14 protein-coding genes and 1 pseudogene are annotated in these 15836 nt (G+C 70.8%); 7 read left to right on the forward strand and 8 right to left on the reverse strand.

What is annotated here, in order from left to right; translation table 11 throughout:
• Nucleotides 1-123: 123 nt before the first annotated feature.
• Nucleotides 124-2880: pseudogene (locus AB0G04_RS31800) on the reverse strand (AbfB domain-containing protein); the annotation flags it as partial.
• 247 nt (nt 2881-3127) lie between these two features.
• Here AB0G04_RS31800 and AB0G04_RS31805 point away from each other — a divergent pair.
• Nucleotides 3128-4045: an alpha/beta hydrolase gene (locus tag AB0G04_RS31805; protein ID WP_360990211.1), complete on the forward strand. Its 918-nt coding sequence runs from the start codon at nt 3128-3130 to the stop codon at nt 4043-4045.
• Here AB0G04_RS31805 and AB0G04_RS31810 read toward each other — a convergent pair whose 3' ends face one another.
• Nucleotides 4046-4921 carry a 3,4-dioxygenase subunit beta gene (locus tag AB0G04_RS31810; RefSeq protein ID WP_360990214.1) on the reverse strand — a complete coding sequence of 292 codons (876 nt, stop codon included), beginning with the start codon at nt 4919-4921 and terminating at the stop codon, nt 4046-4048.
• A 207-nt stretch (nt 4922-5128) separates the two neighbouring features.
• On the opposite strand from AB0G04_RS31810, the gene AB0G04_RS31815 reads away from it, so the two are divergent.
• The 5 genes from AB0G04_RS31815 to AB0G04_RS31835 all read left to right on the forward strand — a co-directional run bounded on the left by AB0G04_RS31815 (nt 5129) and on the right by AB0G04_RS31835 (nt 9124).
• A complete protein-coding gene (locus AB0G04_RS31815) occupies nt 5129-6406 on the forward strand; it encodes a sensor histidine kinase (protein ID WP_360990217.1) in 1278 nt (425 codons plus the stop codon).
• On the forward strand, nt 6403-7068 hold the full coding sequence (locus AB0G04_RS31820) for a response regulator transcription factor (RefSeq protein WP_360990220.1): 666 nt from the start codon (nt 6403-6405) through the stop codon (nt 7066-7068). Before AB0G04_RS31815 ends, AB0G04_RS31820 begins: the two co-directional genes overlap by 4 nt.
• Before the next feature lie 109 nt (nt 7069-7177).
• A complete protein-coding gene (locus tag AB0G04_RS31825; protein ID WP_360990222.1) occupies nt 7178-7597 on the forward strand; it encodes a DUF6463 family protein in 420 nt (139 codons plus the stop codon).
• Nucleotides 7594-8178, forward strand: a complete 585-nt coding sequence (locus AB0G04_RS31830) for a DUF2867 domain-containing protein (RefSeq protein WP_360990225.1) — start codon at nt 7594-7596, stop codon at nt 8176-8178. Before AB0G04_RS31825 ends, AB0G04_RS31830 begins: the two co-directional genes overlap by 4 nt.
• Before the next feature lie 295 nt (nt 8179-8473).
• On the forward strand, nt 8474-9124 hold the full coding sequence (locus AB0G04_RS31835) for an SAM-dependent methyltransferase (RefSeq protein ID WP_360990228.1): 651 nt from the start codon (nt 8474-8476) through the stop codon (nt 9122-9124).
• A 43-nt stretch (nt 9125-9167) separates the two neighbouring features.
• Here AB0G04_RS31835 and AB0G04_RS31840 read toward each other — a convergent pair whose 3' ends face one another.
• The 5 genes from AB0G04_RS31840 to AB0G04_RS31860 all read right to left on the reverse strand — a co-directional run bounded on the left by AB0G04_RS31840 (nt 9168) and on the right by AB0G04_RS31860 (nt 13668).
• Nucleotides 9168-10175, reverse strand: coding sequence for a 1-aminocyclopropane-1-carboxylate deaminase (locus AB0G04_RS31840; RefSeq protein WP_360990230.1), 1008 nt, complete (start codon nt 10173-10175; stop codon nt 9168-9170).
• Nucleotides 10172-10813: a GntR family transcriptional regulator gene (locus AB0G04_RS31845; protein WP_360990233.1), complete on the reverse strand. Its 642-nt coding sequence runs from the start codon at nt 10811-10813 to the stop codon at nt 10172-10174. The genes AB0G04_RS31840 and AB0G04_RS31845 overlap by 4 nt, the downstream gene beginning before the upstream one ends.
• 255 nt (nt 10814-11068) lie before the next feature.
• Nucleotides 11069-11920 carry a hypothetical protein gene (locus AB0G04_RS31850; protein ID WP_360990236.1) on the reverse strand — a complete coding sequence of 284 codons (852 nt, stop codon included), beginning with the start codon at nt 11918-11920 and terminating at the stop codon, nt 11069-11071.
• A gap of 398 nt (nt 11921-12318) precedes the next feature.
• Nucleotides 12319-13104 (reverse strand): hypothetical protein, encoded by a 786-nt coding sequence (locus AB0G04_RS31855; RefSeq protein WP_360990239.1) that lies wholly within the window; start codon nt 13102-13104, stop codon nt 12319-12321.
• 93 nt (nt 13105-13197) lie between these two features.
• Nucleotides 13198-13668 carry a nitroreductase/quinone reductase family protein gene (locus AB0G04_RS31860; RefSeq protein WP_360990241.1) on the reverse strand — a complete coding sequence of 157 codons (471 nt, stop codon included), beginning with the start codon at nt 13666-13668 and terminating at the stop codon, nt 13198-13200.
• Nucleotides 13669-13718: 50 nt separating this feature from the next.
• Between AB0G04_RS31860 and AB0G04_RS31865 the strand changes: the two genes are divergently transcribed.
• Nucleotides 13719-14276 (forward strand): MarR family transcriptional regulator, encoded by a 558-nt coding sequence (locus tag AB0G04_RS31865; RefSeq protein WP_360990244.1) that lies wholly within the window; start codon nt 13719-13721, stop codon nt 14274-14276.
• Here AB0G04_RS31865 and AB0G04_RS31870 read toward each other — a convergent pair.
• Nucleotides 14226-15827, reverse strand: a complete 1602-nt coding sequence (locus AB0G04_RS31870) for an amidohydrolase family protein (protein ID WP_360990246.1) — start codon at nt 15825-15827, stop codon at nt 14226-14228. The two genes, AB0G04_RS31865 and AB0G04_RS31870, sit on opposite strands and share 51 nt — an antisense overlap.
• Nucleotides 15828-15836 lie beyond the last annotated feature (9 nt).

Raw genomic sequence — 15836 nt, forward strand, 5'->3', positions numbered from 1 at the left:
GCAGGCGGTCGCCGCGGTCCGCCGGCGGATGCCGGACCTCGACAACGTGATCCGGCGCAACGACATCTTCATGGCGCGTACGGTCGGCGTCGGCGGGGTCCAGGGGTTGACTACGGTCCAGCTGCTGTCGGCGGTCAGGGTCAGCGGGCGATTCGCTCCGGTGCCCGCCCCGGAGGCGATCCAGGCCTGGGAGTCGTAGTGCCGCAGGAAGCTGCCCGGGAAGTTGATCGACTCGAAGGTCACCCCGGTCCCGCCGAGTCCGGGCCGGGCACAGAACGTGGCGTCGGCCGCGAACAGCGCCGACCCGTCGTTCGGTGCCATCCGGATACGGCTCGCGGCGTGCCGCAGGAACTGACCGGGGAAGCCGACCGGCTCGAACGAGTAGCAGGACGAGTCGGCCAGGCCCCGCCGCAGCGTGAACGTGGCGTCGGCCTTGAGCCCCGCACCGCTGCCGGCGCTGACCGGCTCGGTCCAGCCCAGGCTGTCGGCGTGCCGCAGGTACCGGTCGGTGTAACCCCATGTGGTGACCTGCAGCGAGCGCCGCACGTCGAAGGGCAGGATCACCGAGCTGCGCCACAGAGCCGGCGCCGACACGTTCCAGGTGGCGTCGGCCGCGAACGAACCACCGGTGTTCGCGTCGATGCGGACCTGCTCGTTCGCGTGCCGCAGGTACTGGCCGGGCTGGTTGGCCGCCTCGAACGACACCCCGCCGGCCGCCAGGCCCGGCCGGGAGCACCACGTCGCGTCGGCCGCAAAGCTGCCGCCGGTGTCGGCGTCGATCCGGACCACGCTGCCGGCGTGCCGCAGGAAGCGGCCCGGGTTGTTGACCGACTCGAACGAGTAGCAGCGAGGATCGGACAGACCGGCGACGGTACGGAAGGACGCGTCCTGCCGCGGCCCATCCCCACTGATCACGTCGGTACGCGCCAGCGAGTCCGCATGCCGCAGATGACGGTCGGTGTATCCGGGCGTGGCCACCTGGAACGACCGGACGTGCCCCAGCGACAGCGGCACCGCGGCGTTCTGGTTCCTCGCCGCGCGGAGCAGGTTCGTCATCGCGGCACGTACCTGCCCGGTGTCGACCTTCTGAATCCGCCGGTCATAGGTGTAGAGGCCGTTGTACTCGCCCTCCACGTCGGTGATCTCGGTGTAGACGAACCCGGAGAGCCCCTTGCTGGTCATCAGCCGCTCGGAGTCCCGGATCATGCCGGTGAACCGGTCGTTGAGGTGCGCGTTGCCCGACATCTGCTCGTAGGCGAAGAACTGCCCGTTCGGGCTGTACTCGTGGCCGGGCGTACGCAGGCCGAGTCCGCCGAACTCCCCGAGCATCGACACCCGCGTCGACGACGGCAGGGGCGCGTCCGGCCCGGTGTACGCGTGCCAGTCGATGATGTCGCCGGTGCCGGGGTCGCCCTTGGAGGCGCAACAGTTGAAGCCGCTGTGCGGATTCATCAACCGGGTCGGATCGTACGCCTCCAGGCTGCGCGTCACCCGCTGCGTCTCGGCGAGGTTCCACTCGCCCCAGCCCTCGTTGAACGGCACGTAGGTGACCACCGCGGGTGAGAACCGGTGCTCGTCGATGATCTCCCGCGCCTCGGTCTCGAACTGGGCGATCTGCGCGGCCGACTTGGTGTCGTCGCCGCCGGACGGGATGTCCTGCCAGACGAGCAGGCCGAGGCGGTCGGCGTGGTAGTACCAGCGGGCCGGTTCCACCTTGATGTGTTTACGGACCATGTTGAAGCCCAGGTCCTTGTGCTTCTGCAGGTCGAAGGCGAGCGCCGCGTCGGTGGGCGCGGTGTAGACGCCGTCCGGCCAGTAGCCCTGGTCGAGGGTGCCGGCGTGGAAGACGAACTCACCGTTGAGGGTCGGCCGCAGCACGCCGTTGACCAGCTTGGTGCCGACCTCCCGCATGCCGAAGTAGCTGGTCACCTGGTCGACGGTCGCGCCGCTGGAGTTGCGCAGCGAGACCCGCAGGTTGTGCAGGAACGGGTCGTCGGGCGACCAGCGGCGGGCGTTCGGCACGGGGACGGTGAACTCGGTGAACCCGCCGCTCGCCGAACCGACGACGGCCGAGCCGCTGAGTGCCTCGGCGAACACGCTGTGCCCGCCGGTGTTGCCACGGGTGAAGACGCGGACCCGGACGTTGTTCGCGGTGATGTTCGGGTAGATGTCGACCGAGTAGATCGACGAGACCGGCGTCGGCTCGAGCCAGACGGTCTGCCAGATGCCCGAGGCTGGGGTGTAGAAGATGCCGCCCGGGCTGTTGACCTGCTTACCCGCCGGCTGTTCCTCGCCGCGGCCGTTGGTGGGGTCGTAGACGCGTACGACGATCTCGTTGGTGCCGCCGTTGAGCTGCGGGGTGATGTCGACCTCGAACCGGTCGTAGCCGCCCTTGTGCGTGGTCACCTGCTGACCGTTGACCCACACGGTGGCCTCGTAGTCGACCGCGCCGAAGTGCAGCTGCACCCGGCGGCCGTTCCAGCCGGACGGCACCGTGAAGGTCCGGCGGTAGAACATCAGGTCGCGGTTGTCGTTGCGCATGATCCCGGACAGCGCCGACTCGACCGGGTACGGCACGAGGATGCGCTCCGGCAGCGTCTGCCCGATCGGTGGCGCGGCGTTGCGGTTGACGTTCCCGGCGCCGTCGGTGGCCGGGTTCAGGAACTCCCACTCCCCGTTCAGTGACTGCCAGTCGGGGCGGGTCATCTGCGGTCGCGGGTACTCGGGCAGCGGGTTGGTGGTGGAAACCTGGCTGGTCCAGGGCGTGGACAGGGGCGGCGCCTTCGGGACGACGGCCGCGGACGCGGACGTGGCGACTCCGATCAGGCCGGTGGAAGCCACGATCAGAACCGCACAGGCACGAGCTAGAAGTTGGCGCATCGGACTCCTCGCGGGGGCGGAGCCCACCGAGGTCCGACACGGACCGCCTGGTCACGGCGGGGCATGCCGGACTACGGAGGCAAGGACGGACTTCAACCGAACCTCGCAAGACTGAACGGCCTTACACAGGTTCGAACACATTCATCCACCGACGCCGATCCTCTGTCAAGGTTCCGAACCATTTCCGGAACCGGAACTCTGCGGCACCACTCCGCCGGGCGAGAGGCACGGCTCTAAGGTTCTGTGGATGGAGCTGTCGCGGATCGCGCCCGAACTGCGCAAACCGGTGCGCCGGCTGCCGGCGATGCCGGTGCATGCCCGCTGGTTCCGGCGGCTGAGCCGGGCCGCGATGCCGTTCATGCCATCCGGCGGGGTGCCCGGCGTGACGGTCGAGCAGGCCATCCCCGGGCTTCCCGGTGTCCGCGTGCACCGGCCCGGACAACCCCGGTCCCGGGCCGCACTGCTCTGGATCCACGGCGGCGGCCTGGTCCTCGGCGGCGCCAAGCAGGACGACCGGATGTGCGGGGGCACCGCTGCCGAGTTGGGCATCGTCGTGGTGGCGGCAGGCTATCGGCTGGCGCCGGAACACCCGTACCCGACACCGCTCGACGACTGCCACACCGCCTGGACCTGGCTGCTGCGCAACGCCGCCCGGCTCGGTGTCGACCCCGGCCGGGTGATCGTCGGCGGGCAGAGCGCGGGCGGCGGGCTCGCGGCGGCACTGGTCCAGCGGCTGCACGACGAGGACGGCGTCCGGCCGGTCGCGCAGTGGCTCTACTGCCCGATGCTCGACGACCGTACGGCGGCACGCCGCGAACTCGACGAGATCGGCCACCGGGTCTGGAACAACCGCAGCAACCGGTACGGCTGGAGCGCCTACTTGCGAGCCGAGCCGGGCGGCCGAACGGTACCGGGCTATGCGGTACCGGCCCGCCGCGGGGATCTGGCCGGTCTGCCACCGGCCTGGATCGGTGTCGGCGACGTGGATCTCTTCCACGACGAGGATCAGGAGTACGCCGAGCGGCTGCGCGCCGCCGGCGTCCCGGTCACCTTCCACGTCGTCCCCGGCGCGCCGCACGGCTTCGAGGCGTGGGCCCCGGGCACCGCGATCAGCCGGGACTTCGTCGGCGCGGGCCGGGAGTGGCTGGCGGACTTCGCGGGCTGATCAGGCCCTTCTCCGGTTCGTGGTGGTGTCCACCCCGACGGTCAGCGCCACGGTGTATCCGCCGCTCACGTCGCCGGTGACGGCGGCCAGCTGCTTCGCGGCGGAGTCGTCGCTGAACACGTTGTCGGTCTCCAGGGTGAGCCGGGCCAGACTGGCGACCGACGACTCGTACCCCGGCTGCGCGTAGACGGTGTCGCAGTGCTCCTTCGGAATCGCGACCTGGGAGACGGCGATGGCCTTGGTGGAGTCCGTGATGCTCGCCCGGTCCGGATAGACCTCGAAGTGGACGTGTGGCCACCGCCCGGGGTAGCAGGCCGGGAAGATGCTGGTGAAGCTCACCTTCCCGGACGTGTCCGCGATCTGCACGCCGCGCAGGAAGTTCTCGCCGGTGACGCCCTCGGAGTACATCGAGTACTGCCCGGCCCGGTCGCAGTGCCACACGTAGACGGCCGCCCCGGCGAACGCGGCACCGCCCTTGGCCAGGTCCTTGATCGTCAGTTCCAGGGTCATCGGTACGCCGTCGGCCGTACCGCTGCCGTCGCCGAAACTGGACCGGATGTCGCTGCGGACGATCCCGCTCTGCTCCAGCACGTCCGGACCGTTGGAGCCGTCACCCGGATACGGCCCGGCCGTCTCCTCCGGGATCTCCTCCGGGTTCGCGGCGGCGGTCGTCGCGGACGAGCCGGTGGCGCCGGTGGCGCCGGTGGGCCCGGAGGTGCAGGCGGCGAGCCCGAGGGTGGCCACCCCGGCGCCGAACGCCCGCAGAATCTGCCGCCGTCCCATCAAGGTGCCCAGGTCGAACCCGAGGCCCTGGTCGAACACCTCCTCGCCGGGCCTGGCCAGCGGACGTCCCTGATAGGTCGGGTGGTCCTTCACGATTCCTCCGATATGCCGCGCGGTGGGGCTCACCCGACCATGCCAGCACCGAAGGCTTTTCCAAACACGTACTGTGCGAGGATCGCCGCCCACTGTCGTCTACGACCTGAAGGCGTGAGGCCCGCAGCCTTCTTCGTCGCCTGCTACGGGTGGCGCCTACTCCGGCGGGCCGGGCGCCCTGATGCTGTGGCCGGTTAGGCTCGCGCCGTGGTGAGCTGGACGTCGCCTGAGCGGGTGTACACCTGGGCCCGGGAGCATCCGTGGGTGGCGGACGCGCTGCTCGCTGCGGTCCTCTCGGCGTTCCTGCTGCCGATGTCGGTGATGATGATCGCGCCGTCGGTCCCGCCCGGCTGGTGGGTGATGCTGTGCGCCGGCCTGGTGGCGGTGCACGCCGCGCTGTTCGCGCGCAGGGTCCGTCCGGTCGCCTCGTTCATCGTGGTCAGCGCCGCGCTGGCGGTCCAGGCACTGGCGCCGCTGGCGGCGTACCGGTTCGATTCCGCCTTTCTGGCCTCGGCCGCCGCGTTCCCGGTCGCGCTGTACGCGCTGTGCGCGTACGGTCCGCCCTGGTGCCGCAGCTTCGGGGTGGCCGTGGGCGTCGCGGGGTCGGTGCTGCTGACGGTGCGGGCGGTCCGGGTCTTCCCGTCCGACACGGCCACGACGCCGGGCGGCCCGGCGGCCTGGGCGTTCCTGCTGGGGGTGCTCCTGGTGGTGGTGCTCGCCTCCTGGGGTTTGGCCCGGCTGCGGCAGATCCGGCTCGCGTACTTCGACCTGCTGGAGGAGCGGGCGCGGCGGGCCGAGGCGGACCGGGAAGGGCGGGCCCGGGTCGCCGTCGTCCAGGAGCGCGCACGCATCGCCCGGGAGATGCACGACATCGTGGCCCACTCACTGGCCGTGATCGTGACCCAGGCCCAGGGCGGGGAGCTGGTCGCGGCGAAGTCGCCGGAGCGCGCGGCCGCCGCACTGGGCACGATCGCCACGACCGGCCGGCTGGCGCTGGCCGACATGCGGCGGCTGCTCGGCGTGCTGCGGACAGAGGGCTTGGAGTCGAGCGGCTCGGGTCCGCAGCCCACCCTCGCCGACCTGCCGCAGTTGCTGGACCGGGTCCGCGCCGCGGGCTTGACTGTGCACCGCGCCGACGACGGGATTGCCAGACCGGTGGGGTCGGCTGTCGAGTTGACGGCGTATCGGCTGGTGCAGGAGAGCCTGACGAACACGCTGCGCCACGCCGGGCCCGGTGCCCGCGCCGACCTGTGCCTGACCTGGAATGCGCGTGAGTTGATCGTGACCGTTGGTGATGACGGGTGCGGCGCGGTGGCGCCCGGCGACGCCGCCGGACACGGGCTGATTGGTATGCGGGAACGGGTCGCGGTGCTGGACGGTACGCTCACCGCCGGCCCGAAGCCCGGCGGCGGCTTTGAGGTGCGCGCGGTGTTACCCACGGCGGACACCGTTGCCGTTGACGGGGCGAACGGGGAGTGGCGATGATCCGGGTTTTCATCGTGGACGACCAGGCTCTGGTCCGGGCGGGCCTGGCGATGGTGGTCGAGTCGCAGGAGGACATGGCCGTTGTCGGCGAGGCCGGTGACGGCGCGCAGGCCCTGGACCGATTGGCCGGCAGCTCTGCGGACGTGGTGCTGATGGACGTCCGGATGCCCGTGCTGGACGGGGTGCAGACCACCCGGCGGTTGACCGTGCGACCGGCAGCACCGAAGGTGCTGGTGCTGACGACGTTCGACCTGGACGAGTACGCGTTCGCCGCGCTCCGCGCCGGCGCGAGTGGGTTCCTGCTCAAGGACGCCCTCGCCGCAGAGCTGTGCGCGGCGATCCGCACCGTGTACCGCGGCGACGCGGTGCTCGCCCCGCCGACCACCCGGCGCCTGGTCGACCGCATGCTGGCCGACCTGCCGGTACCCGAGCCCGGTCCCGACCCGCTCGCCGCGCTGACCGGGCGAGAGCGAGAGGTGCTGCTGGCGATGGCGCGCGGAGAGTCCAACGGGGAAATCGCCGTCCGGCTGTATCTGTCCGAGGCCACCGTCAAGACCCATGTCGGGCGGGTGCTGGCGAAGCTGGGGCTACGCGACCGGGTCCAGGCGGTGATCTGGGCGTACGAGCGGCACCTGATCCGCCCCGGCCATTCACCGCAATAGCCGTCATCCTCAAGGATGACCCAAGGCCCGCAAAAGTCCGCCTCCGGTAGCGGACGCCGACGACCTTCGAGCCACGCGCCGCTCTGCCCCGCGCAGGCACGATCAAAGCATGACCAGAACCTCGACCCTGACCCGCTGGGTCCCCCGACTGATCATGGGGCTCGCCTGCCTGCACACCCTGTTTGGGCTCTTCGTGCTGCCCGCGTCCCTGGATCCGAACCCGCTCGCCGGGATCGTCGCCGACGGCTTCGTCAACGCCATCGGCGGCAACGTGGACCGCGAGGTGACCTTCTGGTTCCTCGCCACCGGCATCATGTTGTTCATCGTCGGGCACCTCACCCACTGGGTGATCCGTCAGACCGGCCGCATCCCCGCCCTGGTGGGCTGGTGGACCCTCGGCTTCGCCGTACCGTCGCTGGTGCTGCTGCCCGGCTCGCCGTTCTGGCTGGTCCTAGCCCTCGGGATCCTGGCGCTCGTCGCCGCCCGCCGCGACGACCGGGCGGCCGTGGCGCTGGCGACGACGTCATGAGGATCTCGGAGACCGCGCACACCTGCAGGTCCTGGCGGATCCACGAGATCGCCCACGACTTCCGCGTCGAGGATGTATGGGCGTTACCGACACCGGGTGGCCCCGACGACTTTGCGCGGCTGGTACGGCAGACCGCCACTCTCAACGAGTCGACCCTGCGGTCACCGTCCGCCCGCGCCCTGTTCGCGATCCGGCACCGGCTCGGGGCGCTCTTCGGCTTGGACGACCCGGACTCCGGCGTCGGCGCCCGGGTGCCGACGCTACGCGACCGGCTACCGGCCGACCTGCGCGACGCCCAGGCCGGACCGGATTTCGAAACTCCTTCCTTCACCCCGGTCTACCTCACCGATGATGAGTGGGCCGCAGAGTTGGCCAACCGGACCGTGCACACGGTGCTGCACCTGGGTTGGGTCCCGGACGGCGCCGGCGGCTACCGCGGCCAGATGGCCGTGCTGGTGAAGCCCAACGGGCTGTTCGGGACGGCCTACATGGCCGCGATCGCACCGTTTCGCCACCTCGTCGTGTACCCGGCGCTGATGCACGCCATCGCACAACGCTGGCGCGACGAGCCGCGCCCTTGAGGCGGCCCCTGTAGCGGACCACGAAGAACCAACGTCAGCCCTGGCCACAGCTCCACCACGGAGCAGGCCAACAGATCCGTAGGACCATCCTGACCAGCGCTGGAGTTGTTTTTTCGCTGGAAGCTACTGGGAGGCCCTCTTGGCTCGGTAGCGCCACGCGAATCCTCCTCCTGGATAGCGTGACTCCCTGTCGACGATTCCGACCGGATGCGACCCGAAAGTTTCCGGGACATTGCGGCGTTCCACAGTGGAATCGCGCTAAAGTCGCGGGACATCGACTGGGATCGGGGGGACTGTGGCGGAGGAGACGACCCGGCTGCCGGTCCGGGAAAGTCGCTCGTTCCTGCAACGCGCGGTGCGGTTCCTGGCCGAGGAGGCGCGGGTCGACCAGTTCCTCGACATCGGCGCGGGAGTGCTCACCGCCGGAAGCACCCACGAGGTCGCCCAGCGCAAGGTTCCGCACGCCCGGATCGTCTACGTCGACAGCGACCCGGCGGTCGACGCCCGATTCACCGGCAGCCCCGAGGGAGCGATCCGCTACCTACGCGGCGACCTGCGCGAACCCCGCACCGTGCTCGGCGACCCGCGCCTCAAGGAGACCCTCGACCTGGACCGGCCGGTCGCGCTGATCCTCGTGGCGGTGCTGGACCTCCTGCCCGACCACCGGCAGGCCGTCGGCGTCGTCCGCGAACTGCTCGCCGCCCTGCCCTCCGGCAGCTACCTCGCCGCGACCAGCTTCACCCTGGACCATCGCCCGGCGGACCCGCACAGCCGGCCGGAGACGCACCCCCGCACCCGGGCCCAGTTCGCCGAATACTTCACCGGTCTCGGCCTGATCGGCCCCGGCATCGTCGCGGTCTCCGAATGGCTCCCGGAGGTGCCGGCGCACCAGCGGCCACCCGCGGACGCGGTCGCCCTCTACGGAGCCGTCGGCCGCAAACCCTGAGGCGCGCCGCCGAGCGCGACCCCGGCCGGGACGGCTGTCACGGTCAGGAGAACAGGCCGGCGTACGCGTTGAGCGCCGGCTGGCCGCCGAGATGGGCGTACAGAACCTTCGCGCCCCTGTCGATCTCGCCGCGGCCGACCAGGTCGATCAGGCCGGCCATCGACTTGCCCTCGTACACCGGGTCGGTGACCATGCCCTCGGTCCTCGCCGCCAGCCGCATCGCGTCCAGGGTGGACTCGTCCGGGATGCCGTAGACGCCGGCGTGGTAGCGCTCGTCCAGGATGATCTCGTCGTCGGTCAGCTCGCGCGCGCCGATCAGCCCGGCCGTCGACCGGGCGATCCGGGCCACCTGGGCGCGCGTCTCGACCGGTTTCGCCGAGCCGTCGACACCGATCACCCGCCGGGCCCGGCCGCCCGCTGCCGCGAACCCCGCGACCATGCCGGCCTGCGTGCTGCCGGTCACCGAACACACGATGATCGTGTCGAAGAAGACGCCGAGCTGCCGCTCCTGCTCGATCACCTCGTACGCCCAGTTCGCGAAACCGAGGCCGCCGAGCCGGTGATCGGACGCGCCGGCCGGGATCGCGTAGGGCGTACCGCCGGAAGCGACGACCTCCGCGAGGGCCGCCTCCCAGCTCTCCTTGAACCCGATGCCGAAACCGGCCCTCACCAGCCGTACGTCCGCACCGGCCAGCCGGCTGATCAGGATGTTGCCGACCTTGTCGTAGACGCTGTCCGGCCAGTCCACCCAGCTCTCCTGCACGAGCACACACTTGAGCCCGGTCGCGGCGGCGACCGCGGCCACCTGACGGGTGTGGTTCGACTGCACGCCGCCGATCGACACGAGCGTGTCGGCACCCTGCGCGAGTGCGTCCGCGACCAGATACTCCAGTTTGCGGGTCTTGTTCCCGCCGTACGCGATGCCGGAGTTGCAATCCTCCCGCTTCGCCCAGATCTCGGCACCGCCGAGGTGACGGGTCAGCCGGTCCAGCCGGTGCACCGGCGAGGGCCCGAACAGCAGCGGGTGGCGCGGAAAGTCGGAGATGCTCATGAACGCCCCTCGATCAGCGGATGAAGATGGCCCCAGATCTCCGCGTTCACCGCTGACGCGCGGGACACGTCACGCGCGGCGAGGGCGGAGATCAGATCGTCGTGCAACCGGACGGAGCGGCCGGCCTGCGGAGACGTGAACAGGAGGCGCTCGGCACGGCGCACCAGAGGGGTGTATCTCTCGACCGTGCCGGAGGCCGCGGCATTGCCGTAGGCCGCCAGGGGGATCGCGTGCACCTCGTCGTCGGCGGCAAGCGCCGCCTCGACATCGCCCGCGGCGACCGCCTCGGCGAACCGGGCATTGGCCACGCGCATCGCTTCCAGCAGGTCGGTGGCCAGGGTTTCTGCCACATGTCGTACGGCCAGAGCGTGCATGGCTCCGAGCACCGCCGCCGCGTCCTCGACCTCCTTGGCCACCACCTCGGTGACCCTGGTGTAGCTCTGCGGTTTCGTCTCGACGAGGCCCTCGCTGGTCAGGCGGGCGATCGCGTCCCGGATCGGCGCTTTCGACAGGCCGAGCCGGGTGGCCAGCTCGTCCGGCCGTAACGCGCTGCCGGGTGGCAGGGTGCCGTCGACGATCGCGCCCTTGAGCCGCCCGTAGGCCGCGTCCCGCAGCAGATGCCGCCCGATGCTCTCCACAACTGAAATGTTAGATGCCAGTGTTCTCCGGGCGCCAGTCCCCTCGTCCATGAAACCTTCGACGAGCCCGCGGACCGGAGCTCAGCGACCTTCGCGACCCGAAAAATGCTTGCGGCACGGCCGGAGCCCGCCAGCCGTACCCAGGCACCCTCCGCGACGCGGAATACAGGGCTTGGGTACAGCCCGCGGGCTCCGGCCCGGTGACGGTGGCGCGGACGCCGCCCCGACGCCCGGACCACCGTCACGGTTCTCGGGTCAGCGGCGCTTGGTGCTAGTCGTGGCCTGCTCGGCGTTCTCACCGGCGGCACCCTCGGCGGCGCCTTCCTCAGCAGCACCCTCCTCAGCAGCGCCCTGGTCGGCGGCACCTTCCTCGGCGGCACCTTCCTCAGCGGCGCCTTCCTCGGCCGCGCCCTGGTCGTCGGCACCGGCTGCCGCGGCTACCGCCTTGGCGTCGGCGAGAGCAAGGCAGGACTGCAGCAGAGCGGCCTGCGCGGAGGTGACGGCGGCGGCTGCGGCGGCCTGATCGGCCGCACCCTGCTCAGCGGCGCCTTCCTCAGCGGCGCCCTGCTCCTCGGCGCCCTTGCCGGCCGCGCCCTTACCAGCGGCACCCTTGCCGGCCGCGCCCTTCTCGGCGGCCCTCTCCGCCTTCCGGGCCGCCTTCGCGTACTTCTTGGCGAGAGCCTTGTTCTCGGCCTTGGCCTTGGCCGGGTTCTCGGCGGCCTCCTCGGCCTCCTGCGCCGCGTCCTCGGCTCCGGCCTCACCGGCGGCCGCGGCCGCGTCGGCGGCGAACTGGTCGCAGGACGCCTCGAGTGCCACGGCCGAGTCGACGGCGGCATCCTCGGGGGCCTGCTCCTGGATCGGGGCGAGCTCTTCACCGTCGCAGACCACGCTGCCGGCGTTCACTTGGAGCTCGGTGCACTGGGAGACGTCGAACTGCTGGCCGTCCACCGTGACGACGCCGGAACCCGCGGTCTTGGTCTTCCCCGTACCGGCCGAAGCCAGTTGTACGCCGGTCACACCGGTGGCCACCAGCACTCCCGCGACCACCACCGCGCCGATCGTCTTCCGCCGACTGTCCGGGTTACGTCGGTACGAGCGCGCCCTCATAATCACTCCTCGTCGTTGGAGGTCGATGCCATCGGTTGGGGGGCCATACGGGCAGGGACCCTCGACGGGTTCAACGCATCCAACCGGCAGCATCCCGAAACGCATCGGTGGACAGCACGAAATAGCAGCTCAGAGCGGCTACGAGAAAGGTGCGGAAAATTTTGCCGGGACACCGCCGAAGGGTGACCCGTCCACGGTCACACACGGTACGACGGGACGACCTTCCACAGTCGACTACGCATAGTGATACGGTCTGGCCGATCGTTCTCTGCGCCGGGGCGGAAGCGGGTCGACGTGCCCGCCGCGCAGGCGTTGGCGGGCAGCGACGGGCACCCGGGCCGGGGAAGGATCACACGGCGCGCGAGTACCCATCGCCAGAGACGCCATCGCCTACCGCCCTACTTGGTGGAGACGCCTTCTGAGGTGACCAACTTGCGGACCGCGGTCCGTGCGATCCTCTTGAGCCGCTTGTCCGCCGGGTCCTCCGCACCCATCAGACCCACGGTCAGCGCGACGTCCCGGTAGGCGACCTGGACCGCCTTCGCCCGCATGGTGACGTCGATTCCCGCGAACTTCGCCCGCACCACGATCTCGACGGCGATCGCCTCGTCGCCGAGACGCTGCTGCCAGTCCAGGGCCCGGACGGTGAGCTCGGCACCGTCCATGTCGATCTCGGGACAGTCCTTCAGCATCGTCCGGAGCTGCGCAATGGCGGCAGCGGCCGGCTTCTCCCCGATCGCGGACAGCACCTCCATCGCCATCGAGCCCTCGTCGGCGTGGTCGAAGATCGCCATCGCGGTCGGCGGGCCGGCCGGAGCCTCGGGCTCATCCTGGGGGGCCGGTCCGGTCTTGACCGGATCCACCGTCTTGACGGGCTCGATCGTCTTGGCGGGTTCGATCGTCTTGATCAGCTCACCCGACTGGATCGGCATGGCCATGGGACTCGCGGACACGTCCGACAGGGCGTCAGCCATGGCACAGGGATCACCGGTCGTCCCGGCCTGGCCGAACATCTCGCGCATCAGCGGTTCGTAGAAATCCGTGTCGAGCATTTCGTATCCGGGCGGCATGTCCGCCTTCGTGAGCAGTGCCTTCTTCAGCATGGCCGTCCGGTCGGGTGGCTCGGCCGGGGCGGTCACGGCGGCCGCGGGCACACCGGGCGCGGCGCTTGCCGCGGTCGGCAAGGCGGCCGCGGGGCCGAGTCCCAGTCCGAGGGAAACCGCGAATACGGCAGGAAACCTAATTGCCTTTTGACGTGATATACGCATATTTTCAGGCTAGTGATCCAATTCGCTTTCAGTCGGGAAAGTGATGATTTCGAAAATAGCCACACGTGCTGCCGCGGCCTCGAACTCGTCCGGATCCCCGCTGGTCACGAGGCCGAGCCGGACGAAGAACGGCACGCCGTTCGGCACCTCGGCCGGAAACGCGCGCATCACGGCACGCCGCTGCCCGGCGTCATTGATTTCGGTCAGGGTCACCGGCTCGCTGTGGCGCCCCGAGGAGAGCTCGCCGCGACCGGCGGCCCGGACGTTGCGCGCCCAGTCCCCGTCCGGCACCCCGGCGACCAGATATCGGTGCCCGTCCAGGGTCAGCGGCGAGACCGGTGTGGACCGCGGCCGCCCGGTACGGCGCCCCGGGACGGTGAGCACGTGGACAGTGCCGAGTCGCAGGCCGAGTCGGTTGAGCACCCGCACCACCCGGTTGGCCAGTGGCAGCCAGCGGGGCAGCCGCAATGTGGTGGTCATCGGAACCCTTTCGATAGTCGAAGCTTTTTGCCCACGGTATATTCCTTCGAGTGTCGAAGCAATCGCCGGTCTCCGGTCGCCGGCAAGGTCACCCGCTCCGTCCCGAGGCCCCGGACGACCTGCTGGACGCCGCAGCCGGCGCCGCCGCGGCCCTCGGCACGGCCACCGACGAGATCGACGAGGCAGCCGCCGATGCTCTCCGTGTCAATCGCACCGACCTGCGGATCCTCGGCCTGGTCAGCACCGCCGGAGCGATGACGGCCGGTGCCCTCGCCGAAGCCGCGCGGCTCAGCCCGGCCGCCACCACGGCCGCCATCCAGCGTCTCGTCGCGACCGGTCACCTGCGCCGGGACACCGACCCGGCGGACCGCCGACGGGCCGTCGTCACCGTCACCACGGCCACCGCCGAGGCGATCGACCGGCTCTACCGCCCGATCGCCGAAGCCGGTCGCCGGGTGCTGATCGGTTACACCGCCGAGGAGTTGCGCCTGATCATCGGATTTCTCCAGGAGGGCCGCACGATGCAGCTCGAGCAGGCCGCCCGCATCCGGGAACTGTCACCCCCGGTGCGCGACCCGGCCACCGACCACGGTCAGCGGCACCGGTGAACCGGCGAACTCGTCCGGGTCCGCGGTCAGCGGGTCGAGCCCGAAGACGGTGAGATCCGCCCGGTGACCGGGCAGCAGCCGTCCCGACCTGCCGGACAGCCCCGCCGCCGCGGCCGCCTCGCAGGTGTACCCCTCCAGCGCCATCCGGGCGGTCAGCCCCTGCTCCGGCAGTACCGGTTCGACGTCCGGACGGCCCGCTGGACGGCGCAGCCGGGCCGCCGCCAGAATCGCGCGCGGATCGAACGGCGCGATCGGCCAATCCGAACCCAGCACCAGACGGGCTTCCCGATCGCGCAGGTCCCGGGCCCGGAACGCCCGGTCGGCCCGTCGTTTGCCGAGGCGGGAGGACCAGTTGTCACTGTGGTCGGCGCGGGTGTATGCGGTGCAGTGGGTCGGCTGCATGCTCGCGGTCACGTCCTGGCGCGCGAACCGTCCGATCAGCTCGGTCGGCATGGTCTCCAGGTGTTCGATCCGGTGCGGCGCCGCCGAGGCCCGGGGCAGCCCCGCGTAGGTGTCGAGCACATGGCGGATTCCGGCGTCGCCGATCGCGTGCGTGACGATCGGGATGCCGTGCCGGGCCAGGATTCCGGCCGCTTCGGTGTACGCCGACGGGTCGGGCCAGAAGCAGGCGGTCGACTCGCCGTGTGTGTCCGGCTCGTCCAGCCAGGCGGTACCGCCGTCGATCGTGCCGTCGATCATGAACTTGGCGCCCTGGACCCGCCAGCGACGGCCCGCCAGCCGCTGCTGCGCGATCACCGCGTCCAGGCCGTCACGTCCGGAACCGGGCATCACGAACGGTGCGAACCGCCACCGTACCGGCAGGTCCCCGTCCGCTTCCATGGCGAGGAACAGCTCCAGCGAATCGCCCTCGAAATCCATGGCGTCCGCCGCCGTCAGGCCGCAGGCCGCCATCCGTCGCATCAGATCGGTCAGCCGGGCGCGCCGGTCGGCCGGGGAGTCCTCCGGCATCAGGGCACGGACCAGGTCGAGGGCCTCCCACTCGAGCAGGTGCCCGGTGGGCTTCCGGTCGGCGTCGCAGACGACACTCGCGCCGGATGTGAACACGCGCGGGCCGTCCACCCCGGCCATCTCCAGAGCGCGCGGGCTGACCAGCGCCGAATGCCCGTCGAACATCAGCAGGAACACCGGGACGTCCGGACCGGCCGCCTCCACCAGGGGCGCATACGTGACCGGCGCGCCCTCGAAGACGTTCGGATCCAGGCCCCACCCCGAAAGCCATGCGCCGGGCGCCACGTCCGCATCCCGCAAGGCCGCTTTCAACCCCTCGGCGGTACGTACGGACGACAGATCCACACCCCGGGTGAGCCCGATCCCGGTCACCGGGTGGAAGTGCCCGTCCACCAGCCCCGGGGTGATCGTGGCCGAGCCCAGCTCGATGACCTCGGTACGGGGGCCGCGCCAGTCACGCGCGTCCGCCCGCTCGCCGGTCGCGGTGATCACGCCGCCGGCCACGGCGATCGCGGTCGGTGCCGGGCCGTGCGACATCGTGTGGATCCGGTCGGCCATCAGGATCAGGTCGGCGACGCTCACGCTGGCCCC

Origin of the sequence: Actinoplanes sp. NPDC023801 (assembly GCF_040639655.1) — a bacterium.
In the GTDB taxonomy this organism is placed as follows: Bacteria; Actinomycetota; Actinomycetes; order Mycobacteriales; family Micromonosporaceae; genus Actinoplanes.

Coding starts and splice junctions, on each gene's coding strand:
- AB0G04_RS31805 (WP_360990211.1), top strand. CDS start 3,128: ATGGAGCTGTCGCGGATCGCGCCCGAACTGCGCAAACCGGTGCGCCGG.
- AB0G04_RS31820 (WP_360990220.1), top strand. CDS start 6,403: ATGATCCGGGTTTTCATCGTGGACGACCAGGCTCTGGTCCGGGCGGGC.
- AB0G04_RS31825 (WP_360990222.1), top strand. CDS start 7,178: ATGACCAGAACCTCGACCCTGACCCGCTGGGTCCCCCGACTGATCATG.
- AB0G04_RS31830 (WP_360990225.1), top strand. CDS start 7,594: ATGAGGATCTCGGAGACCGCGCACACCTGCAGGTCCTGGCGGATCCAC.
- AB0G04_RS31840 (WP_360990230.1), bottom strand. CDS start 10,175: ATGAGCATCTCCGACTTTCCGCGCCACCCGCTGCTGTTCGGGCCCTCG.
- AB0G04_RS31850 (WP_360990236.1), bottom strand. CDS start 11,920: ATGAGGGCGCGCTCGTACCGACGTAACCCGGACAGTCGGCGGAAGACG.
- AB0G04_RS31860 (WP_360990241.1), bottom strand. CDS start 13,668: ATGACCACCACATTGCGGCTGCCCCGCTGGCTGCCACTGGCCAACCGG.